A 22,936-nucleotide genomic window follows, 5' to 3' on the forward strand; every position below is an offset into this window, starting at 1 on the left:
TCAGAAAATTATTTATTTATAAGGTGGCAAATTTACGAATTATCTTTGGATTCTGAAAGTCGCTGCGGGCGGAGGTGTTTGCAACGCTGCGCTGTCTCTCTGAATCTGCATTGCCTGCTTTTCGTTAGACACTTGATCTTTGATTTGCTTTTCAGTTTTTGAATCTTCAGCCATTTTTTCAACCATCTTTTTTTGTTTGGCTGTTAATATGGCAATTCTTTCCTCTGTTTGTTTTTTTACGATAACAAAATCTTTCTTTTCCTTTTCCAGTTTCCCTCTAAGATCTAAAGCGGTCTTAGAATATTCTGTGTTCGGAAGTTCTTTTTCAACCATTCTTGTGAAAGACAGTGCTCTTTCGATACGCTCATCTTTCAACTCGTAAATAGAGTTTTGTGCCAAAAGATAGCGAGATTTCATCATATAATCATAGATCTTCGGACGAAGCTTTGTACTTGGAAAATCTTCCAAAACATTTTCAAAAGCGACATCTGTAGATTTATAATTAGCCATTTTGTAATACTGCTTAGCATTTTCGTAGGCTTTAAATTCCAGTTTATAGGAAAGCTCATCAATCAACGTATTGATGTTTTTTGATCTTTCAGAATTCGGGTAATTGGTCAGGAAATCCTGAAGCTCATTAATCGCCAATTCTGTACTCGTCTGATCTAAGTTATAATCCATAGAACCATTGTAGTAACACAAAGCAGACATATATGACGCCTCTTTCTTTTCTGTTATCCTGAGGAAAACTTACCGCAAAATTTTTGAACTGATGACCTGCCAGTTTGTAGTTTTTATCGTAATAATTGGCATACGCAGAGTTAAAAACCACGTTTGGGGCATCATCTGTACCTGCAACAAGATTGGGAAGTCTGTCGTAAAGAGCCAAAGCATTTTTCCATTTCTTTTTAGCGAAATTTTCATTTGCAGCCTTTAGGATAAAAGTTTTATCCGCGCTTTTCATCGCTTTGTCTTGCTGACTGGTGCACGCCGAAATGACAGCTATGGCAAAAATACCTAAAATATATTTCTTCATATAAAGTTCAACAGTTGTCGGTTTTACCGACCTATTAATTTGCAAAAATATAACTTTTTTGCTAAAAGATTTTTTTTTATGATTATTTAACGCAAAATTAGTCGGCTGCGTATCCCAAAACGGCAAAAATATTCATCAGAAGATTCATTCTCACTTTTTTTTCCGCTTCTTTGATGTAAGCTTCTTCGTCTTTATGAGGAACATACAGTTCGTAGAAATTTTTATTACGAATCACAAAAAGAGTAGATCCAATAATGGTTGTCAGAATATCCTCAGGTTTTGGAGTAAAGGTGAAAACTCCGGAAGTCACCCCTTTTTTAATGACATCGTCTAATTTTTTAACGAATAACTGATAAAAATCAAGAAGCTCATCTTTAAGATTTTCTGTGTGACGCAATTCCTGAGTTACAAAACCATGGAAATAATTATATTTAAAAAGCTGTGCAACTATATATTTGATCATTTCTTTCATCTGCATTTCGGCTTTTCCTTCTTTAATCGTATCTGCAAATTCAGAAAAATTTTCTCTCGTTTTCAACACACGGTATTGATAGAGATAAGACATCATCTTTTCTTTTGAGCCGAAATAATATGAAATCATTGCCACATTAATGTTGGCTTTTGAGCTAATGTCTCTTACTGAAGTACCCTCGTAACCTTTCTTTGCGATTAACTCTTCAGCGATATTTAATATATGTATTTGTTTGTCGGTAAATTTTTTTCCCATATATGCCGTTTTAGTAAAGTTAAGAAATTATTGCGCATTTTATAAACGAACGTTTAATAATTTTTAGTGACATTTTATTTGTTGTATTTTTGATTATGAATTTTTTTGATTTTCATCATCATAAAATAAATTTTCCTTTCGGAATTTATAATCTGCAAACAGGAAGCCAACCTTCCGGCAATTTATATTCTGCAGGTATTCATCCACATGATATCCAACCCGAAAATACTGAAAATCAATTCAAATGGTTACAATCTGTTATCAATGAGAATTGTTTTGCAATTGGCGAGTGCGGACTTGACGGATTAATTTCTGTAGACAAGAAAATACAGGAAGATGTTTTTTTAAAGCAAATTCAGCTTGCAAATGAGATTCGAAAACCTTTAATCATTCATTGTGTAAAGAAATTTTATGAAGTTATTTCTTTCCGAAAAAAATCTAAACAAGCGATGATTATTCATGGTTTTAATAAAAAACAAAGCGTCGCAGATGATCTTCTGAAAAATAATTTTTATCTGAGTTTTGGGAAACCTGTTTTGTATCATCTATCTTTGCAGGATACTTTGAAAACGGTTCCTTTAGGTAAACTCTTTTTAGAAACTGATAATGAAGATTTTGACATCAAAGATTTGTATCAGAAAGTTTCGGAAATCAAGAAAATATCAATAGACGAGCTTCAAAGACAAATTGTAGAAAATTTAGAAACGATAAAAAATGGATAAGTTTTGGCTGGAAAGAACAGAGCTTCTGATCAAAGAAGATGGTATTCATATATTGAATAATGCAGCTGTTCTGGTAGTAGGTTTAGGTGGTGTAGGATCTTTTGCCGCAGAGTTTCTGGCAAGAGCCGGAGTGGGAAAAATGACAATCGTAGACGGTGACACGGTAGACATTACGAATATCAACAGGCAACTACCTGCGCTTCATTCAACGGTTGGAAAACATAAAGTGGAAGTTGTTGCAGAAAGACTTATGGATATCAATCCACAGCTTGAGCTGGTAAAAATCAATGAATTTCTGAACCCTGAAAGAATGGGTGAAGTTTTGGATGCCGGTCAATTCGATTATATTTTAGACTGCATCGACAGCATTACTCCGAAAGTAAGCCTGATTATTGCTGCCAAAAGAAGAAAAATCAAAATTGTAAGCTCAATGGGCGCCGGCGGAAAATCTGATCCTTCAAAAGTGATGGTAAGAGACATCCATAAAACTGCAGAATGTCATCTTGCGAAACAGGTAAGAAAAAGACTGAAAAAAGAAAAAATAGACAAAGGCATCCGATGTGTCTTTTCGAGCGAAATACAAGATGAAGACAGCCTAAAAATGACAGACGGAAGCAATTACAAACGCTCTTTCTATGGAACTATCAGTTATATTCCTGCAATTTTCGGATTGTATGCGGCGGCAGAAGTCATCAATCATTTAGTGAAAAAGTCTGATGCAGAGCTTTAAATATCCCAAAGAGGAAAAACTTAAAAAAAAGGATGAAATCACCTTGCTTTTTGAAAAAGGTAAGTGGAAAAACAGCGGAAATCTGCGAATTATTGTCCTGAAAAATCATCCAGACCTGCTGACAGACAACGTGAAACTTGGAGTTTCAGTTTCTAAAAGATATTTTAAAAAAGCCGTACACAGAAACCGCATTAAAAGACTTTTGAGAGAATGTTACCGTCTGAATAAAGAGCTATTTAAAGAATATTTCGGAGAAAAAACCACGGCGATGCTGTTTTGGGTTTCTCCTGAATTACCAAAGAAATTTCAGGATGTTGAGTCGCAGTTTATTAAATTGTGTGAATCTCAGAAGAAATCCTGATCTAAATTCTCCCATTGATTTCAAGCATTTTAATATTTATAATTTTTTGTAGCTTTAAAGAAACAATTGACGAATTAAAATGTTAGATCAAATTCCTTATTTACCTTATATCCTGAGTGCTTTTATTGGCATCGGATTGGCTGCTGCATCCGGATTCAGAGTGTTTTTGCCGATATTTGCAGTAAGTTTGTCTTCTTATTTCCATTGGATTCCTATGAGTGAAAGCTTCGAATGGCTTTCGAGCTTACCTGCTTTAATTACTACCGGAATTGCCATGATTGCCGAAATTCTGGCGTATTATATTCCTTTTGTAGATCATTTGCTTGACACGATTTCTGTTCCGATGGCAACAGTCGCCGGATCTGTATTGTTTGCCAGTCAGTTTACAGAATTGGGGACTTTTCCGCAATGGGCATTGGCATTGATTGCAGGTGGAGGAACGGCAGCTACGATCAGCTCAGGGTTTGCGGGAATTAGGGCAGCATCTACCGCAACAACAGGCGGGCTTGGAAACTCCGTGGTCGGAACTACAGAGACTGCAGGTGCGGGAATCATGTCTATTTTAGCAATGGCAGCGCCCGTAATTGCTGCATTGTTTGCTGTGATCAGCTTGGTGATAGTTGTTGTTTTAGGTCGAAAAGCCTGGCGAAAGCTGAAGAGAAAAAAAGATTTAAGTTCTACAAATACGTAAAAAGAAAAACGGCAGAAAATCAATTCTGCCGTTTTATATTTAATTTATCCTGATTTAATTTTTACCTCTGTTGTCTTTGATTTCCTTAATTTTTTCTTCGAAATATTCTTTTCTGTCAGGATGTTTGTTGGCTAAGACCAAAAATGCGTTGACCGCTTTAGAGTACAGTTTTTGTTCGATATACAGATTGGCTAAAGTCTCGGTCATCAAATGTGAAATATCGTCGGTTTTTTCTTTGACAACGAAATTGACCTCATCTTTTAACTGGCTTATTCTAGGATTATTTTCAATAAATGATTCAATGACTTTATTTTTACTCTCTGTTTTGTCAACCGGTATTTCTTCAGCACGATCAATTTTTAGCCAGCTTTGCCAAGTGTTGATAAATCCCGGAACATTACTGTCATCAATTTTTTGTTGAGCAATTTTCTTTTCTTCCTCTTTGGCATCAGCTTTTTCTTTTTGATCAGATTTATAAGACAAACCTAAACTTGCGATATCTGAACCGAAAAATGAAACATTCATTACAGGAGCCTCATCGTTTTGCTCTTCGGGACTAGCTTCTGTCTCTTCTAAATTTTCTAAAATATTTTTTACCGGAGAGTCTATTTCTTCCTGTACAGATGTCTCTGGTTTTGGAGCTTCTTCAACGATTTCAATTTCTTCTTTTGATTGCAGCATTTCAACAGGTTTATCCAGCAAAGAATCCGGACGGCTTGTTTCAAAGCTCATCGGTTTCCATGCAGAAACAACAGCTTCTTTGTCAGGTTTTACTTCTGAAAGCTCAATATTTTCTTCCGATTGTTTTTCTTCAAGATCATCTTCTACAATCGATTCGGCTGTTTTTACAACCACTTCTTCTGCTACTTTCTGCTCTTCACCTACATGAAACTCCTGGGTTTCTGCAAAACTGATGTCGTGATTTATTTCCTCATCATTTACTTCTGTCTTTTCCGGAGCAGTTTCTTTTTTCGCTTTCATCCTTTTCTCCACCTCTTCAATCAAGCGTCGCATCTCGTCTTCATGCTTATTGACATTAGGTTTCGGAGCTTCGGATGGTAATATTTCTGAATTGTTTTTGGATTGTATTTTGACTTCAGGAAAGAAAGAATCTGTTCCGTGAAAACTTAATTCTGCATCATTGTTAATTTTTTCTGCACCCTGTTCAGTTTCTATTTTTTCTTCATCAATGATTAATTCCGGATTCAAAACCTCGGTAATATGTTCAGGTTTTGATGCAGACTGAATAGTATCCTCAATTGGTTTTTCAATCTCAGTCGTGAAAGATTCTACGGCTTGAAAGCTTGTCTCATTCTCATTATTCACTTTTTCAGAAGCTGTTGTAGCTTCATCAATAACTATCTCAGACTTTGGAGCTTCCTCAACTTTTTCTTTTTCATTAAAATCAGATTCAGGTAAAATTTCTTCTAAATTTAGTTCAGAATTATCTGTAATTTCTTCAACCTGCATTTTTGGTACAATAGAAGTTTCAGTTATTGTCTCAGAAGAATTTCCTTCTAATTCTTCAGCATTAATTATCTTTTCTTTATCTGTTTCGCTGAGTTCATTTACATTAGAAACAGGTTTATGAGTCACAATCACTCCCGATTCTAGGGTAGATTCAATATCAATGGTTTCGTTATTATCTTCATTTAAGAAATTTTCTTCACCTTCAAATAAAATTCTGTTTCTTTCGCCTTCCACAAACAAATGTTTAATTTCAGGTTTTTCAAGAATAAGACTTTCTGTAGCTTCGTAATCATGATTTGAGAAACTTTTCACAACACTTCGTACTGGAGTTTCCTGCTGCTCACTTTTATTTTCAACAAGAGTTTCTTTTATTTCATTTTCATTTCCAGTTACTTCAGGAATAATTTTCAGATTTTCTTCAATAATCTCAGGCTTAATCTGTTGAATTTTACCGTTGATCAGCTGATACAATATTTTTTTATCCGTAGTGTAAGCCGCTGTTGCAGAAAGTGCTTTCTGATAATTTTCTCTGTCGTAAAGATGAACCCCGTAAAGATGAAGCGCTCTGATATTTTGAATATACGGGAAAGAATTGATTTCCTCTTTCAAAAGATGCAGATCTTCTGACTGAATATTTTTCGGATTTTTTAATAATTCTAAAACTCTAGTATGTATCATCTTACCAATTCGCTACGATGTCATTAAATATTTTGTTGATAATTCTGTCTGTTGCAATTTTCACCTGAGAAGTTTCTATCGTACTTTGAGACAAACTGCTGTTGAAAACTGCCTCATCCGAATACGTTCTGTCGAAACTTAAATCGGGATGCAATTTGTTTTCGTAATGTACTTTTACGGTAATGGTCAGTTTATTCTGCGAATCCTGAATAACTCCTGCAGCGGTATTCTGCGTTGTAGAACTGATGGTAGTGGGGGTAATAGAATAATCAGTGATTTCCCCTTCAATTAAAATATCCGGATTTTCTTTTGTCCCTTTAAGGGTCGTTCTCTGTAAAAACCTGTTCTGAATATCCGTTGAAAACTGCTGTGATAAAGTAGGATTTACCAAAGGTGCATTGTTCGGAAACTCATTGATCTGTACCGTTTTCTCATCTTTCAATGACGATCCGGTAAAGGTGTAGCATGAATTTAAAAATCCGGCACAAATTATTAATAGAACTAGGTGTTTCAACTGACTCATTACAAAATTTTTAAAATCTTAATATTTTTCTTTGATTCCAATTTCTGAAATCTCATCGCGCTCAATTTGGTTCATTGCATCTTCGTATGCAAAATAGTTGGCAACATACATATAAGGCAATGTAACAAGCACACCAATCACACAGGCGATAATTCCTATCTGAGAAAGTATTCCTACTGCCAATGAAAATAAGAATATGGATAGCAAATTATCTTTTGTCATGATTTTAGATGCGTTCCAGGCCGTTTTGATATCTGTCACATCTTTGAGTGAAATTAATGCGGGAATGTAAAATCCTTTCAGTATAAAATAGAAGATTGCTACGTATATAAAAATAACATAGGGAATCATCACAATTGAAAACCAAGCCGATGGCTCGCCCCCATTTAATGCTCCTGCAAGAATTGAAATTATGAATAATGGAATATAAATAGCTATAATGCCCCCAATAATAATCAACTGAAGCATAAAATACGGCATGAATTTATCAAAATTAAAAATATCTCCGGGACTTGCCTGTTGACCTCTGTTTACTTTTCTTAGATATTGATAAAAATTTCCGGCACCCAACATTCCGCAGAACGGGATGATTCCCATCACAAGACAGCATAGAAATGCTACAAAAATGTTTCCGAAATCTTTTTTCAAAAGTTCAAAGCCTTTGCTCATGTAGTCACTCAATTTAAAATTGATTGGCTTTGCGGTAAAATTTACATTCATAATTTGATGATTTAGTCTTCTAAGTTGTATTGTTTTATTTTTCTGTATAAAGTTCTCTGCGAAATTCCAAGCTCGTCTGCCGCTTTGTTTCTCCGTCCATTATGTTTTTCTAATGCTTTAATAATCAAATCTTTTTCATTGTTTTGAAGTGAAAGAGATTCGGGTCTGTTTTCTTCTACTTCAATGTCTTCAAAGTCTTCGTAATGGTCTTCAGAATTTGAAATTATGGTCGGGTTCTGAACGTTCTGATTATTATTATTTTCAAAAAACAGCAAAGAATTCGGACTCGCATTTTGCTGAGGTTCAGGAGTGTAAATCCTGTTAATCAGATTCTTTTCCTGATTGCTCAGGTCTGAAGTTCCCCTGTTTTTTATCAGTTCCGAAGTTAAGGATTTTAAATCATTAATATCATTCCTCATATCAAAGAGAATTTTGTACATAATTTCTCTTTCGTTTCCGAAATCGTTCTGTTTATGTGCATTGGGGTGATTTACAACCATCGGCAAATGAGAATCCATCGGAATATATTCTGCTAGTTTTGCTACGGTTACACTTCTCTCGGTTTCCACAACGGTCATTTGCTCGACCAAATTTCTCAGTTGTCGCACATTTCCGGGAAAAGCATAATTTTCGATATAATGTACAGCACCAGATTCCAATTGCAATTCCGGCATCCTGTATTTTTCTGCAAAATCAATGGCAAATTTTCTGAAAAGCAAGTGTATATCACCCTTTCTCTCTCTCAGAGCAGGCATATCAATCTGCACGGTATTCAAACGATAAAATAAATCTTCACGGAATCTGCTGTCCTGAATCGCTTTCATCATGTTGACATTGGTGGCTGCGACAATTCTCACATTGGTTTTCTGAACCTGCGAAGAACCCACTTTCATAAATTCTCCGCTTTCTAAAACCCTGAGCAAACGTACCTGCGTCTGCAAAGGCAATTCGCCCACCTCATCCAAAAATATTGTTCCGCCATCTGCCACTTCAAAATAGCCTTTTCTGGTTGCAGTTGCACCTGTAAATGCGCCTTTTTCGTGCCCGAAAAGTTCGGAATCAATGGTTCCTTCAGGAATTGCTCCACAGTTGACAACAATATAAGGCTGATGTTTTCTTTTTGATTCTGAATGAATAATTTTAGGAATAAATTCTTTTCCAACACCACTTTCCCCGATCACCAGAACGGAAATATCGGTAGGTGCCACTTGTATAGATTTTTCGAGAGCACGATTCAACGCCGGAAAATTCCCGATGATTCCAAAACGTGCTTTTATAGATTGTAAGTCTGCCATTTTCTTGATTTAAAGATTAAAAAAAATATAGATTTTGAAATTGATGAGTATAACCGTTTTTAAAGATTTCTCATCGTAATGTTTCTAAGTTCTATTTTAAATCTAAATCATCTTTATTTCTAATTTTTGCAACTTTACTTTTAAAGTAAATATTTTCAGCAAAATCATTTTGTTTGCTTTGTTTCTCGAAGTTTTTCAGGATTTTGTGATGTTTTTCTTTTACAGAAAAATCATCTCCCGAATTTTTATAATAAGAATTGTTTTGTTGTTTTTCTGAAATAGAATTTCCGAAAAGATCGACTGCGTTTCGCTTATGGTTTATTGTAAAATTGCGAGTTGATTTCTCTTTTAAACAAAATTCTTTTGAGGTTTCAAATTCATAATTTAAAAACTGACTGTAGATTTTGTAGAACTGCTTACAGTCAATATTTTTTATAGATTCATTGTTGGAATGTGCCGAAATATTACTGCAGACTATTACCAACAATACACTCAGGCAATATTTATGTAATTTTTCCATTGTCTGAATTTAAAATATTAATAAAATCTTCTTTGCTTGGCAAAACAGTAAGATATTTGCTTGCAAAAACCTGCTCATTATCTTCCGGCAAAGTATAGCGTACCAAAGCTTCACTTTTATCTTGACAAAGAATAATTCCTATGGTTTTGTTTTCGTCATTTAGTTTTACCTCTCTATCGTAAAAGTTTACATACATCTGCATTTGCCCGATATCCTGATGTTTTAGTTCACCAATTTTCAAATCAATTAAAACGAAACATTTCAAAATTCTGTTGTAAAAAACCAAATCGATTTTAAAGTGCTTTTCATCAAAAGTAATTCTGTTCTGTCGTGCGACAAACGTAAAGCCATTCCCTAATTCCAAGAGAAAATGTTCTAATTTATCAATCAAGCCGCTTTCCAAATCATTTTCAGAATAATTTGATTGTTCTCGTAAGCCAAGAAACTCCAGAATGTAAGGATCCTTGATGAGATCTTTCGGCTTCTCTAAGATTTGTCCTTTTTCGGAAAGCTGAATGATTTCTTCTTTATTTTTGCTTAGAGACAATCTTGTGTACAGTGCTGAATCGTATTGTCTCTGTAATTCTCTTAAGCTCCAGTTATTTTTAAAACTTTCTATTTCATAGAATTTTCTTTCATTAATGTCTTTTATCCGCATCAATTTTAAATAATGCGACCATGAGAGATTGAAATTAGCAGATGTTGTCTGCCTGATTTTTAAAAATTCAGTGGGTTTTTGTTCTTTTTCTACATTCGTCGAAGATATTGGCGAAATTTGGTTTTGAGAATTCGTCAACAGTGTTGACGGAATTTGTTCCGAATAAATTTTATAGAAAAATCGCATTCGATCTAAATTCTCTACAGAAAATCCTTTTCCAAACCTTTTAGTTAAATGAGATGATAAATCTTTGATTACAGCTTTCCCATATTCAGCACGGTTTTCTCCGTTTTGCTCATCTTCCACAATCATTCTGCCAATCTCAAAATAAGTGAGAACCATTGTCTGATTTACAGCAACAACCACTTTCTTTCTGGCATTTTCTAATAATGCAGAAATACTCTGAAGAAGTTCTTTTGATTGCAGATTGCTCATTAACTATTTAAAATAATTTTAAAATTAATACTAAACCTTTTTAAGTTATTTCACAGTTTCGCCTAAAAGTGTGCCCTGTGTATTACCAAATACAAAAACATCCACAATGTCACCCAATTTCTGACCTTCCAACATATCAAAAACGCATACTGCATTTTGAGAATTTCTGCCCTTCCATTGGTTTTTGTTTTTCTTTGAGATTCCCTCAATCAAAACACTGTGCACTCTACCTACATAACCCTGCATTCTTTTTCTTGACAACTCGCCCTGTAGAGCAATCACTTCTGCCAAACGTCTTTGTTTTACATCAGCAGGAATATTATCTTCCATTTTTTTGTGAGCAGGAGTTCCCGGTCTTTCAGAATAGGAAAACATATAACCGTAGTCGAATTCTACTTCTCTCATCAAGCTTAACGTATCTTGGTGATCTTCTTCAGTTTCGCCACAGAAACCGATAATCATATCCTGAGAAAAAGAAATATCGGGAACGATTTCTTTTGCTTTATTAATTAATTCCAAATATTCTTCGCGGGTATGTTGTCTGTTCATGGCTTCCAACATTTTATTGCTTCCGCTCTGTACCGGAAGATGGCAGTAATTGCAAATGTTATCATGTTTTGCCATGGTTCTGAAAACATCCAGACTCATATCCTGAGGATTAGATGTTGAAAATCTGATTCTCATCTGAGGAACGGCTTTAGCAACTGAATCAAGAAGTTTTGAGAAATCAACAGCTGTCGCTTTCTGCATTTCTGACGCTTTTACGAAATCTTTTTTGGGGCCACCTCCATACCAAAGGTATGAATCTACGTTTTGCCCCAGAAGCGTAATCTCTTTATAACCGCTTTCCCAAAGACTTTTACATTCTTCTAAAATTGAATGAGGATCACGACTTCTTTCTCTGCCTCTGGTAAACGGAACTACGCAGAATGTACACATATTATCACAACCTCTGGTAATCGTCACAAAAGCCGTAACTCCATTTCCGCCCAAACGGACAGGATTAATGTCTGCATACGTTTCTTCTTTGGAAAGAATTACGTTGATCGCATCTCTTCCGTCTTCAGTTTCTTTTAAAAGATTGGGTAAATCTCTGTACGCATCCGGACCTACAACCAAATCTACAAGCTGCTCTTCCTCTAAAAATTTAGTTTTAAGCCTTTCAGCCATACAACCCAAAACGCCAACAGTCATGCTGGGTCTTTCTTTTTTAAGATTTTTAAACTGAGCAAGACGCATTCTCACGGTTTGCTCAGCCTTTTCACGAATGGAGCAGGTATTTAATAAAATCAGATCTGCCTCTTCAACTTTCAGTGTTGTATTATATCCCTGATCATTGAGGATCGATGCAACAATTTCAGAATCAGAGAAATTCATTTGACAACCATAGCTTTCTAAAAACAGTTTTTTAGAATTTCCTGTTTTCTCTGCAATGGCAAAAGCTTCGCCTTGTTTGGTCTCGTCTATATATTTTTCCTGCACGATAATCTTTTTGATATTCAGGTATAATTCTTTAGTAATAAGATAAAAATCAGAACCAAAAAATTTAAAAACCTGAATTATTTAAGTGTACAAAGATACAAAATATTGTGACAGAATGGCAGGAATTATTCGGGTGGTGTAAAATTTAAAGGAAGTCTAAATCTAACATTAACAGGCTGACCATGAATCTTACCTGGATTCCATTTTTTTCTAATACTTCTGATTCCATCAAGAACCCTTTTATCAAATTCTGCGTTTCCAGAAGATTCATCTAATTTGAGCTGTTCTATTTTTCCTTCTCTATTAACTACAAATGTAACGACTAATTTAAAAGGTTTATTCCAGATAAAACCTCCCAAATCAACATTTCTACCAACTTCTGCCCGGAAAGCATTTACTCCGCCAGATAATTCTTCTTTTTTTCCGAATCCTGCGGTATCATTGTAATTTTGTGGTAAATATCCTGACTCATATTTATCAAATAATGCATCTGGAAAAATAAAAAAAGAGGCTATAGCAGGCTTTTTAACATCATCAACTATTGCCGGTTTCCATTTATCCATATGCTTTATAACCTCTAAACTGAGCTCAAAAGCGCATTTGTTTTGGATAGGAGATTCATTATTAGATTCAGTTTTTACATATTTTACAGTGGCATCTTCATAGACAACTAATTGAAGTAAGTGAAATTCATTTTTATTTTCACATGGCTTAAATCCTTTTTCCAAAACTATCTGATGAAAGTCTTTATAAAACTGAACATCTCCACCTTCATAAGGATTTTGTCCTAATGGAAATTTTTCCATCACTTCCTGTCCCAATACTTGTAATGAGAAGAGCAATACAGAAATAGAAAATGTGATTTTTTTAATCATGATCATAAGTATTTGTCATAAATCTACGTTGATAATATATTCAAATTAATGGCTACACATTTTCTGTTACTATTTTAATGCATATTTTGAATTATCCACTCCATCCATGAATTTTGGATTTAAACTTGGGTAAAACTTAAAGAGAATATTTTTTTTTAAATTGGCATTAATGGAAATAGTCAATCCTTTTTATCCATACATTCAAAAAGAACAATTCACTATTTGGCAAAGATAAAATTAAGATCATTCCATAAAAAAACTTTACCCGAAAAGTGTAAAGTTTAATAATTATTTAATTATAAATGTATTCAAAACATTTCATTATAATGCGAAAATTTATCCATAATTCTATCATTAATGCTCAGAAACTTTATAGACAAAACATTTTAAATTAATCATAAAAAAAGCACTGAAAATCAAATGATTAACAGTGCTTTTAGTACCCCAGACGGGACTTGAACCCGTACGTCCTTGCGGACACAGGATTTTAAGTCCTGCGTGTCTACCAGTTCCACCACCAGGGCATGGTGTGGAGCGAAAAACGGGACTCGAACCCGCGACCCCAACCTTGGCAAGGTTGTGCTCTACCAGCTGAGCTATTTTCGCATAATTTGTGCGGATGAAGGGACTCGAACCCCCACGCCTCACGGCACCAGATCCTAAGTCTGGCGTGGCTACCAATTACACCACATCCGCATTATTATTGAGTTTATTTTAAAGAACTTCTTTCGTTTTTGTGAGTGCAAATATAGGGCAATTATTTTTATTTGCAAGAGTTTTCATAAAAAAAATTATTTTTTTGTAAAATTTACTGGTGATGTATTTGTATTACATTTCATTTTATTACTTTTACAAAGTTAATATTTACGATATGGAATTACAAGGTACGGTAAAGAAAATCACTGATGTTCAAACATTTGCAAGTGGTTTTCAAAAGAGAGAAATGGTTATTCTTACACAAGAGCAATATCCACAGCCCATAAACATCGAGTTTTTACAGGATAAAATAAATCTTTTGGACGCTTTGAAAGAAGGAGAAAATGTAAAGGTTGGAATTAACATCAGAGGTAGAGAATGGGTTTCGCCACAAGGAGAAACCAAATATTTCAACTCGATTACCGGATGGAGAGTAGAAAAAGTTATGGATGGCGGTACAGGTTCTGAGCCAACTCAGGCATCATCTCAACAATCTGCATCCCCGGTATCTAATGAAAATCCTTTTGCCGGAGACGACGATGACGATTTACCTTTTTAATAAATAAGCATACAATCAATACAATCCCGCTTTTTAAGTGGGATTTTTTTCACCTATGATTCGATTAGATCCAAACGAAATTTCATTTCCCAATCCGCTGCATTATGACGGACACGAAGGCATTATTGCTTTTGGTGGCGATTTGTCTATGGAAAGAATTTGGTTTGCCTATCAGAATGGTATTTTCCCATGGTTCAATCCTGACGAAGAAATTCTTTGGTGGTGTCCCGATCCTCGTTTTGTTCTTTTTCCTGACGAGTTAAAAATTTCAAAATCGATGAGGAAAATTTTGAACAACAATGTTTTTACATTCACAGAAAATAAAAATTTTAAAGAAGTAATAAAAAACTGTCAGGTTGCTCGCCGTAAAGGGCAAGACGGCACATGGCTTTCAGATGAATTGATGGAATCATTTATTAAACTTCACGAATTTGGTTTGGCAAGAAGCGTTGAGGTTTGGCAAAACAATGAGCTGGTTGGCGGATTTTATGGTCTGCAGGTTGGAAAAGTTTTTTGCGGAGAAAGTATGTTTGCTAAAGTAAGCAATGCTTCAAAAGCAGGATTTATTCATTTCGTGGAAACTTATAAGGATGAGTTTGCATTAATCGACTGTCAATCTCACACCGACCATCTGGAAAGTTTAGGGGCAAAAATGATTTCTAAAAAAGAATTTCTAAAAACTCTACACGAAAATAATGAACGCAGATAAAGAAAAATGGATTCTTCTGATCATTCTCAGTATTATTTGGGGATCATCATTTATTTTAATTAAAAAATCCTTAGACCATTTTACTCCGTATCAGGTCGGAGCATTAAGAGTTTTGATTGCAGGAATTATTCTGATGCCTATTGCCATATCAAAATACAAAATGTTCCCGAAAAAACATTTGAAATGGCTTATTTTGGCGGCTTTTACAGGAAACTTCATACCGATGTTCTTATTTCCTATAGCAGAGGAAGAAATCACCAGCAGTATTGCCGGAATTATCAATTCGATGATGCCTATTTTTGTGATTATTGTAGGTACATTATTCTGGAAATTTGAAACTACAAAAAGACAAATGACCGGAATTTTCATAAGTTTTACCGGAGTCTGTATTCTTGCTTTTGGAGGCGGAGATGAATCTAAGTTTAAAATTTTTCCTATTTTACTTTTGCTTTTGGCAACATTATGTTATGCAATCAGTACAACTACGGTTAAATCTAAATTAATGGATGTTTCTTCGACTGTTCTGTCGGCGTTTGTATTTTCTTTCGTTTTATTTTTACCTTCACTTTTTGCATTAATTTCTACCGGATTCGTTTCAACGTTTACCTTTTCAAAAGAAAATATGATCGGGTTGATGTTTGTGAGTTTACTTTCCGTTTTCGGAACAGGATTGGCAATGATGATGAATTATCGTTTATTGAAAGTTTCAACTCCGCTTTTTGCTTCTACCGTTACTTTACTGATGCCGATCGTTGCGATTATCTGGGGGATTTTAGATGGTGAAAAAATGACCATCTTACAATTTGCAGGAGCAGGTGTCATTATTGCAGGTTTAATCTTTTTAAGAGCTAAAACTGTTGTTCAAAAATAAATCCCGCATTGCTGCAGGATTATTTTATTTATAAATTTTTTAAAAAATTAAAATTATTAAGATGAAACATTTGATTTTAAATCGAAATTAAATATTCAATCTTCAAAATCTTACTTTCAGCCATCTCAATTCTTTTTCTTCACTTTAGCTTTCTTTACTTCATCTTTGATGTACGGATATTTTTTCTGCATATCGCTGATTAATGAAGGATCAAGTCCCAATGCTTTTTCTAAAGTTTCAGCACCTTTGCTGGTATTTTTTAAATTGAAATAACAGTTACTCAGCTGATAATATAGTTCTGCACGGTTATGATGTTCTAAAGCCGAAATCAAAACAGTTACAGCTTCTTCATATTCTCCTACCAACATCAATACTTCAGTGTATGCATACCAATTGTAAAATCTTGAAGGTTCTGCATCTACCAGTTTTTTCAGGCAGGAAAGACTTTCTTCAAACCTTCCTGAATCGATGAACAAAAATGCCAGTCGTTTCTGATACTCAAGGTTTCCGTCATTCAGCAAAGTAGCTTCTCTTGCAAAATGCAAAGCTTCCGGCATTCCGCCCATTTCTTCGTATAAGTAAGATTGCTCCATCATCGCAAGATAAAACTGAGGATCTTCTCTCAATGATTTTTGAAAATAATTTAAAGCAATCGTCGGCTGTCTCAGTGCTTTATAGCATAATCCGATTTTATAAAATGTGAAAGCTTTTGTATATTCCAACTCAAGCATTTCTTCATACACTTCAATTGCTTTTTTGTACTGATTTAAAGCTTCATAACAAGCTGCTTTACTTGCATAAACCCCAACAGCACTGGAATTGATCGCCAACATATAATCAAATCCTTTGATGGCTTCCTCGTAGTTTTTTCTGTTAAAATAAAACTGCCCATACTCGCTCCACGCTACTTCTGAGTAGGCAAAATTATCCAGATAGTCATTCAGAAAAGCAATAGCTTCCTCACTCTTATTCAAATCACTGAAGCAGATCATTGCGTTTTCTAACGAATATTCGTCCGTTGGATCTTCTTTCAATGCTTGCTGGTAATATTTAAGAGCGTTAAACGGATCTCCTAAATTGACATATTCGTCTGCTATAAAATTATTCAGGAAGTTCTCTTCTTCATTTAATTCTAAAGCTTTTTTGCAAATATCAATTGCTTTTTTAGGATTTCCTAAATTCGAATAATACTTTGCGTAGCATACCAAAAAGTCTGTATTCTCCATAGAAGAACCTTTTAACTCGTTGATCATTTCTTTCGCAGTATTATAATCTTCCCATTCTAGAAGCACTTCAAGTTTTTTGATCTTGATATCTAAAGAATTGGGATGAAGTTTGAGACCGTAAGTTACTGCCATATCAGCGTAATTAAAATCTCCCAACTCCAGATAGTACACAATAATATCATCTAATTCTTCGGTATCGAAGTAGAATTCATCATTATTTTCCATCATTTCCTCGAACTTTTTTACAAGTTCATTTCCAAAATATTCTTCCAATATAGTATCTCAGCGTTATTTTCAATGTTTAAAATTATTTTATAAACTTCGAAAAAACTTTTTTTAATTAAATTTTCCTATTGCTAGGATTTTGTCGATTTGAAAAAAATGAAATGATTTTAATCTTTTCATTTTCTATTTTATAGTATAATGTATTATACTTTGCCACAACCACTTTACGAATATCTAGTTTTTCCGTTTTTGAAAAAATCATTGGATTTTCAGAAATTAAATTCAAATTTCTCTCAATCTCTATGGCTAATCTTCTCAATTCCTTATCGGTAAAATTATTTTCCAGATATTCAATTATTTCTTCTAATTCATTTGATGCATGATTAGACCAAACAATTTTATAACCACTTTTCATAAAGCTTTTTTGCTTCAGAATGAGCAGCTACTCTACCTTCTTCAATATCTTTCAAGCCTAATTCTATTGATTTTTTTTCAGCATCTGAAAGTTCGTCATACCAATCTTCATCTGGACTTTCTTCCACAAAATCAATTTCCACTGCCTTTAAGATTGCTTTTATCTTGGCAAGTTCTTTTTTGTTTTTAGGATTAATGGTAATTGTCATTGTACTATTTTCTATATTAAATGTACAAAAATTCTGAATTTAAATCAAACTTTTTATCTTCGCAATCATATCATCCCCTAATTTGTCGGCTTCTTCTTGTGAGAAAGCCTCCGTATAAATTCTGATAATTGGTTCTGTATTAGATTTTCTAAGGTGCACCCAATTGTTTTCAAAATCTATTTTCACTCCGTCTACCGTTGAGACCTCTTCATTTTGATATTCTTTTTCCATTTTAGTTAAAAGATCATCTACATTTATTTCAGGGGTCAGTTCTATTTTCTTTTTTCCCATGAAATAACTTGGGTAGCCGGCTCTTAATTCTGAAACCGTTTTGTTTTCTTTAGCCAAATGAGTTAAAAACAGAGCAACACCCACTAAAGAATCTCTTCCGTAGTGAAGTTCCGGGTAAATAATTCCACCATTACCTTCACCACCGATTACGGCATTTTTTTCTTTCATTAAATTCACCACATTTACTTCTCCTACAGCACTTGCAAAGTATTCTGAATTATGCGTCTTGGCGACATCTCTCAATGCACGGCTTGAAGAAAGGTTTGAAACCGCAACTCCGTTTTTGTTTTTCAACAAGTAATCAGCTACAGCAACAAGCGTATATTCTTCTCCGAACATTTCTCCGTTTTCATCTACCAAAGCCAATCTGTCTACATCCGGATCCACTACAACGCCAAAATCTGCTTTTTCTTTGATCACTAATTCACAAATATCTCCTAAATGTTCTTTCAAAGGTTCCGGATTGTGTGGGAACTGTCCGTTTGGTTCGCAGTACAATTTTACTGTTTCGCAACCTAATTTATCTAAAAGCATAGGAATTGCAATACCGCCTGTAGAATTTACGGCATCTAAAACGATTTTATATTTTTTAGCTTTAATAGCTTCAACATCTACCATCGGCAAATCAAGAATCTGCTGAATATGAATATCAAAAGCATCATCTCTAGTTTCGTATTTTCCTAAATCATCAACTTCAGCATAATTAAAATCCTCATTTTCTGCCAATGCTAAAACTTCAGCGCCATTTTCACCGTTGATGAATTCTCCTTTTTCATTTAACAGCTTCAGCGCATTCCATTGTTTTGGATTGTGAGAAGCGGTCAGGATAATTCCTCCGTCAGCTTTCAATTCGGGAACCATGATCTCAACAGTTGGCGTGGTAGAAAGTCCAAGATCCACTACATTAATTCCTAATCCCTGCAAAGTAGCAGTCACCAGAGAATTAACCATTGATCCTGAAATTCTTGCATCACGACCAATAATTAGGGTTAAATCTTTTTTATTTTTTTGATTCTGAAGCCAAGATCCGAATGCTGAAGCAAATTTTACGACATCAAGCGGTGTCAAGTTATCATTTACTTTTCCACCAATCGTTCCTCTGATTCCGGAGATACTTTTTATTAATGACATACTTTAAAAATGTTTTTGCAAAAATACGAATTAAAGAAAGAATGAATTATGAAATATGCTTAACGTTAGTAAGTTGTTTTCAACTTCAAAACTTATCCTAAATTTTAAGTATAGGGGATGTTATGAACATCCACAATCTTTATCACAACCTGATCTTTTAGAATCAAATTTTTTGGGCGCAAAATTCTTTCTGATGATTCTGAACAGTGAATAACAGGCAAATGCTACTGCCAAAAAGATTATTATGTATTGAAAAATTAAGGAAGAATCCATTTACTTTAAAATTTGATAAGCTATTAATGACACAAAATATGCCAAACCGGTCATCATTATCACCTGAAAGCCAGTCCATTTCCAGCTTTTCGTTTCTCTGTAAACTACTGCAACGGTAGAAACGCATTGCATGGCAAACGCATAAAACAATAAAACTGAAATACCTGTTGCAAAACTGAATACTTTTTCGCCATTCGGTTTCACATCGTGTCTCATTTTGTCTATTACTTTTCCTTCCGGAGCTTCGTCATCCAAACTGTATAATGTAGACATTGTTCCCACGAAAACCTCTCTTGCTACGAAACTCGTCAGAATTCCCACTCCCATTTTCCAGTCATATCCTAAAGGTGCAATTGCCGGCTCAATTGCTTTTCCCATTTTGGCTAAATAAGAATGATCCAGCTCAACGTCAGTAGCAACCATTTGATCCGGACTTTGTTTGGGCCCGAAATAACTCAAAAACCAAATGATGATGCTTACAATGAATATAATTTTTCCGGCTCCGGTAATAAATTCCCAGACTTTACCTAAAACCATTTTCAAATCGTACCCAAAAAGCGGTTTTTTATAAGTTGGCAAATCCATTACCAAATAAGTATTTCCTTTATTTTTAATAAAGCCTTTCAGGATTGCTGCAGAAAGTAATGCCACCAAAAATCCCAGCAGATACATTCCCAAAAGCACCAAAGCTTTATATTGAATTCCAAAGATGGTTTTGTCTGAAATAATTAACCCAATGATGATGCTGTACACAGGAAGTCTCGCAGAGCAAGTCATAAATGGCGTTACCAAAATCGTCAGCAATCTTTCTCTGAAGTTTTCAATATTTCTAGTTGAAATCACGGCAGGAATTGCACATGCTGTTCCGGAAACCAATGGAACGATGCTTTTGCCATTCAGACCAAACGGACGTAAAAACCTGTCCATTAAGAAAATAACTCTCGCCATATATCCTGAATCTTCCAAAAGATAAAGGAAGTATAATAAAATTCCTATTTGCGGCGCAAAGATGATGATTCCTCCTAATCCCGGAATAATACCGTCTGAAATTAATGAATTGATGGGACCTTCCGGCAAATGCTCTCCGCTGAATGCTGAAAGCCAGGCAAATAATTCGTCAATCCAATTCATTGGATATTCTGCAATGAAAAAAACACTCTGAAATATAATCAGCAAAATAAATAAGAACACAACGTATCCCCAGAAAGAATGAACCAGAACCTTATCTAATTTTTCTGTCAAAAGTTCTTTGAACTGAGGTTTTTTAGAAATAACATTAGCTAAAATCTTATCAATATTCTGGTATCTTCTGACCACTTCCTGAACCTGTAATCTTTTTGGAACCAAACTTTTACCTTCTGGATCATTGATTAAACCAGTTGCGGAAACCAATTTATTCAAATCTGCTTCTACAGATAGGCTCATCCATGCTTTATATTCGTTTTCAAACTTATTGTGCGCAGAAATTTTATGTAAAAAATCTTTATGCTCAGAAGGAATTTCAAATGAAGGTTTTTCTGTTTTGGTAAAATCATTATTCAGGACGGCTTCCTGTATAGCTTCTATTCCTAACTGTTCTTTTGCGTTTGTCTGAATAATTTTGATGTTGAGTGCTTCAGAAAACTTTTGAATATCAATATTAATTCCTCTTCTTTCTGCCTGATCTACCTGATTAACAACCAGTATCATGGGAACTCCCAAATCCTGAATCTGCTGAAATAAAAGCAGACCCCTCTTTAAACTTAAAGCTTCTAAAATATAGATAACTCCTGCAAAATCTTTCTGACCTTCCAGAAGAAATTTAGAAAAGATAGCCTCATCTTCTGAACTTGGATAAATGCTGTACGATCCCGGAAGATCTACAACCTCAACTTTTTCATTTTTATAGATATAAGTTCCCGAATGGCTGGAAACAGTGACACCTGCGTAGTTTCCGGTCTTTTGTTTTTTATTGCATAAGGCATTGAAAACAGTTGATTTTCCAACGTTTGGGTTTCCTACTAAAAGTACCTGTTTTTTATTTTTTTCCTGCATTAATTCCAATCTTCAACCATGATAAACTCACCTTCTTCTTTTCGCAACGCAATCCTGCTTTTTTCTTCACCAAACTCTATGTACAAAGGACCATTGAAAGGAGCCTGATACAGAATTCTGAAAACAGTTTCAGGCAAAAGCCCCATTTCTATGATTTTGTTGGGCATCTTCAGATGATCATTATTATAGCCCAAAATTTTCCCAAGTTTATTCTTAGGAAATCTGCTTAATGTCTGTGAATAGTTATCTCTCAATACCTACATTTTTGTACCTGCAAATATACTCTATTTAAATTTAATCTAAATAACATATTGCTTGTAGAATAAATGTAAAATATTAGTTTTGATGCAAACAATTATTAAGGCTATATTATTCTTACAAAACAATAAACCCAAACACATTACTGCATTTAGGCTTATTTCAATATAGTTGAGTTAATATGAATCTTATTTTTTACTTTTCACTTTTTCTGACGAAGCATTTATTTCAATGGAATTGCTGTTCTCGCTTAACTGCTTTTTTATTCTTTCTTCTGCATCTCTCATCATCTGAGACATTGAAGTTCCATCGGGCATTTTTGCATCTGCAGGAATTTGTGACAATTGTGATCTGATACTTCCGAAAGGATCTTTTTTATATGCAGCATACATTTGCTCAAACTTTTCTCTATTTACTTCAAGATTATTTCTCCCCTGACCGAATTGTTTCATCAGCTTTTCCGAATAACTTTCAGCATTGTAGTCTGCAATTTTTTTATTTCCTTTTAATTCCCAAGAATAATTTTTAGCATCGTCTTCTACTTTTACGATTAAGCCTGGTAATCCTTTAAACTTATACGGCCCATCCTGAAAAGGAACATCTGTGGTAAACCAGGCGATCCAGTTTCTCCCACCAAATGAAGCGGTAGCTTTTTGTGTATTATACTCTCCAATCTTCGCTTTGTCGCTAGAAATTTTCCAGTCAAAAGGTTTTTCATCTTTATAACTTACTTTATCCTGAAGAATATAATCTGCGTAAGAAACCTCCATTGACGGATACGTTTTTGTAATAATATGAGAGAATTTCGGTTGTTTTACAGATTTGGAAAGATCTTTAAACGTTCCGGCTTTCTGCATTGCCTCAACTTCTAATTTTAAAATTGAATCCTGAGAAACCGCAAGATAATCTCTGTAAATAGATTTATCTTTGGTAATATCCAAAATGGTCATCTCCTTGTTCTTTTTTTCTAAAGAATCTTTATTCGGCGCATAGGTCAATTCGTAAAAGAATCGGTTTGCGGTTTCCTGTGCATTAGCAATTGTAAAAACTGCGATCAATACTATTGAAAATAAATTTTTCATTTTAATAACGTTTACATAATTAGTGAGCAGTTGTA

Annotated in this window: 23 protein-coding genes, 3 tRNA genes and 1 pseudogene; 7 read left to right on the plus strand and 20 right to left on the minus strand. The window is 34.5% G+C overall.

Going from position 1 to position 22,936, the window contains the following annotated elements:
- Positions 1–39: 39 nt before the first annotated feature.
- Positions 40–1,036, minus strand: a pseudogene (locus tag ACZZZA_RS04010) (outer membrane protein assembly factor BamD).
- A 97-nt stretch (positions 1,037–1,133) separates the two neighbouring features.
- Positions 1,134–1,763, minus strand: a complete 630-nt coding sequence (locus ACZZZA_RS04015; protein ID WP_463429916.1) for a TetR/AcrR family transcriptional regulator — start codon at positions 1,761–1,763, stop codon at positions 1,134–1,136.
- 95 nt (positions 1,764–1,858) lie between these two features.
- Between ACZZZA_RS04015 and ACZZZA_RS04020 the strand changes: the two genes are divergently transcribed.
- The 4 genes from ACZZZA_RS04020 (at position 1,859) to ACZZZA_RS04035 (ending at position 4,267) form a co-directional block, all read left to right on the plus strand.
- Entirely contained in the window at positions 1,859–2,485 is a 627-nt protein-coding gene (locus tag ACZZZA_RS04020) for a TatD family hydrolase (protein ID WP_463429917.1), read from the plus strand.
- Entirely contained in the window at positions 2,478–3,215 is a 738-nt protein-coding gene (locus tag ACZZZA_RS04025) for a tRNA threonylcarbamoyladenosine dehydratase (RefSeq protein WP_463429918.1), read from the plus strand. Before ACZZZA_RS04020 ends, ACZZZA_RS04025 begins: the two co-directional genes overlap by 8 nt.
- Positions 3,202–3,576 (plus strand): ribonuclease P protein component, encoded by a 375-nt coding sequence (gene rnpA / locus ACZZZA_RS04030; RefSeq protein ID WP_463429919.1) that lies wholly within the window; start codon positions 3,202–3,204, stop codon positions 3,574–3,576. The genes ACZZZA_RS04025 and rnpA overlap by 14 nt, the downstream gene beginning before the upstream one ends.
- Positions 3,577–3,655: 79 nt before the next feature.
- Positions 3,656–4,267, plus strand: coding sequence for a DUF4126 domain-containing protein (locus tag ACZZZA_RS04035; RefSeq protein ID WP_463429920.1), 612 nt, complete (start codon positions 3,656–3,658; stop codon positions 4,265–4,267).
- A gap of 54 nt (positions 4,268–4,321) precedes the next feature.
- On the opposite strand, the gene ACZZZA_RS04040 is transcribed toward ACZZZA_RS04035, so the two are convergent.
- From ACZZZA_RS04040 to ACZZZA_RS04090, 11 genes are all read right to left on the minus strand, one after another.
- Positions 4,322–6,415 carry a hypothetical protein gene (locus ACZZZA_RS04040; RefSeq protein WP_463429921.1) on the minus strand — a complete coding sequence of 698 codons (2,094 nt, stop codon included), beginning with the start codon at positions 6,413–6,415 and terminating at the stop codon, positions 4,322–4,324.
- Between the two features lies 1 nt (position 6,416).
- On the minus strand, positions 6,417–6,938 hold the full coding sequence (gene lptE, locus ACZZZA_RS04045) for an LPS assembly lipoprotein LptE (RefSeq protein WP_463429922.1): 522 nt from the start codon (positions 6,936–6,938) through the stop codon (positions 6,417–6,419).
- 18 nt (positions 6,939–6,956) lie between these two features.
- Positions 6,957–7,658 (minus strand): hypothetical protein, encoded by a 702-nt coding sequence (locus ACZZZA_RS04050; protein ID WP_463429923.1) that lies wholly within the window; start codon positions 7,656–7,658, stop codon positions 6,957–6,959.
- Between the two features lie 11 nt (positions 7,659–7,669).
- The gene (locus ACZZZA_RS04055; protein WP_463429924.1) at positions 7,670–8,953 is read right to left on the minus strand and encodes a sigma-54 interaction domain-containing protein; all 1,284 of its coding nucleotides are present in this window, start codon (positions 8,951–8,953) and stop codon (positions 7,670–7,672) included.
- A gap of 91 nt (positions 8,954–9,044) precedes the next feature.
- On the minus strand, positions 9,045–9,473 hold the full coding sequence (locus ACZZZA_RS04060; protein WP_463429925.1) for a hypothetical protein: 429 nt from the start codon (positions 9,471–9,473) through the stop codon (positions 9,045–9,047).
- The gene (locus ACZZZA_RS04065; RefSeq protein WP_463429926.1) at positions 9,457–10,566 is read right to left on the minus strand and encodes a PDDEXK nuclease domain-containing protein; all 1,110 of its coding nucleotides are present in this window, start codon (positions 10,564–10,566) and stop codon (positions 9,457–9,459) included. The genes ACZZZA_RS04060 and ACZZZA_RS04065 overlap by 17 nt, the downstream gene beginning before the upstream one ends.
- Before the next feature lie 45 nt (positions 10,567–10,611).
- Complete coding sequence (miaB, locus tag ACZZZA_RS04070) at positions 10,612–12,048, minus strand: tRNA (N6-isopentenyl adenosine(37)-C2)-methylthiotransferase MiaB (protein ID WP_463429927.1); 1,437 nt, start codon at positions 12,046–12,048, stop codon at positions 10,612–10,614.
- Positions 12,049–12,173: 125 nt separating this feature from the next.
- Positions 12,174–12,923 (minus strand): energy transducer TonB, encoded by a 750-nt coding sequence (locus tag ACZZZA_RS04075; protein ID WP_463429928.1) that lies wholly within the window; start codon positions 12,921–12,923, stop codon positions 12,174–12,176.
- A 440-nt stretch (positions 12,924–13,363) separates the two neighbouring features.
- Positions 13,364–13,447: transfer RNA gene (locus tag ACZZZA_RS04080), tRNA-Leu, on the minus strand.
- A 6-nt stretch (positions 13,448–13,453) separates the two neighbouring features.
- A tRNA-Gly gene (locus ACZZZA_RS04085) sits at positions 13,454–13,529 on the minus strand.
- An 8-nt stretch (positions 13,530–13,537) separates the two neighbouring features.
- A tRNA-Leu gene (locus tag ACZZZA_RS04090) sits at positions 13,538–13,619 on the minus strand.
- Between the two features lie 175 nt (positions 13,620–13,794).
- Here ACZZZA_RS04090 and ACZZZA_RS04095 point away from each other — a divergent pair.
- The 3 genes from ACZZZA_RS04095 to ACZZZA_RS04105 are packed head-to-tail and all read left to right on the plus strand — an operon-like array spanning position 13,795 to position 15,758.
- Entirely contained in the window at positions 13,795–14,178 is a 384-nt protein-coding gene (locus ACZZZA_RS04095; RefSeq protein ID WP_229983009.1) for a DUF3127 domain-containing protein, read from the plus strand.
- Positions 14,179–14,233: 55 nt separating this feature from the next.
- On the plus strand, positions 14,234–14,887 hold the full coding sequence (aat, locus tag ACZZZA_RS04100) for a leucyl/phenylalanyl-tRNA--protein transferase (RefSeq protein ID WP_463429929.1): 654 nt from the start codon (positions 14,234–14,236) through the stop codon (positions 14,885–14,887).
- Positions 14,874–15,758: a DMT family transporter gene (locus tag ACZZZA_RS04105; protein WP_463429930.1), complete on the plus strand. Its 885-nt coding sequence runs from the start codon at positions 14,874–14,876 to the stop codon at positions 15,756–15,758. The genes aat and ACZZZA_RS04105 overlap by 14 nt, the downstream gene beginning before the upstream one ends.
- A gap of 125 nt (positions 15,759–15,883) precedes the next feature.
- On the opposite strand, the gene ACZZZA_RS04110 is transcribed toward ACZZZA_RS04105, so the two are convergent.
- From ACZZZA_RS04110 to ACZZZA_RS04140, 7 genes are all read right to left on the minus strand, one after another.
- A complete protein-coding gene (locus tag ACZZZA_RS04110; RefSeq protein WP_463429931.1) occupies positions 15,884–17,257 on the minus strand; it encodes a tetratricopeptide repeat protein in 1,374 nt (457 codons plus the stop codon).
- 67 nt (positions 17,258–17,324) lie between these two features.
- The gene (locus tag ACZZZA_RS04115) at positions 17,325–17,624 is read right to left on the minus strand and encodes a type II toxin-antitoxin system RelE/ParE family toxin (RefSeq protein WP_463429932.1); all 300 of its coding nucleotides are present in this window, start codon (positions 17,622–17,624) and stop codon (positions 17,325–17,327) included.
- Positions 17,608–17,832 carry a DUF2683 family protein gene (locus tag ACZZZA_RS04120; RefSeq protein WP_463429933.1) on the minus strand — a complete coding sequence of 75 codons (225 nt, stop codon included), beginning with the start codon at positions 17,830–17,832 and terminating at the stop codon, positions 17,608–17,610. Before ACZZZA_RS04120 ends, ACZZZA_RS04115 begins: the two co-directional genes overlap by 17 nt.
- Positions 17,833–17,871: 39 nt before the next feature.
- Complete coding sequence (gene glmM / locus ACZZZA_RS04125; RefSeq protein ID WP_463429934.1) at positions 17,872–19,254, minus strand: phosphoglucosamine mutase; 1,383 nt, start codon at positions 19,252–19,254, stop codon at positions 17,872–17,874.
- 273 nt (positions 19,255–19,527) lie between these two features.
- The gene (gene feoB, locus ACZZZA_RS04130; protein ID WP_463429935.1) at positions 19,528–21,561 is read right to left on the minus strand and encodes a ferrous iron transport protein B; all 2,034 of its coding nucleotides are present in this window, start codon (positions 21,559–21,561) and stop codon (positions 19,528–19,530) included.
- Positions 21,561–21,815, minus strand: a complete 255-nt coding sequence (locus tag ACZZZA_RS04135; protein WP_463429936.1) for a FeoA family protein — start codon at positions 21,813–21,815, stop codon at positions 21,561–21,563. Before ACZZZA_RS04135 ends, feoB begins: the two co-directional genes overlap by 1 nt.
- Before the next feature lie 192 nt (positions 21,816–22,007).
- Complete coding sequence (locus ACZZZA_RS04140) at positions 22,008–22,901, minus strand: GLPGLI family protein (RefSeq protein ID WP_463429937.1); 894 nt, start codon at positions 22,899–22,901, stop codon at positions 22,008–22,010.
- Positions 22,902–22,936: the final 35 nt, after the last annotated feature.

This window comes from Chryseobacterium sp. AC405b (genome assembly GCF_979258685.1).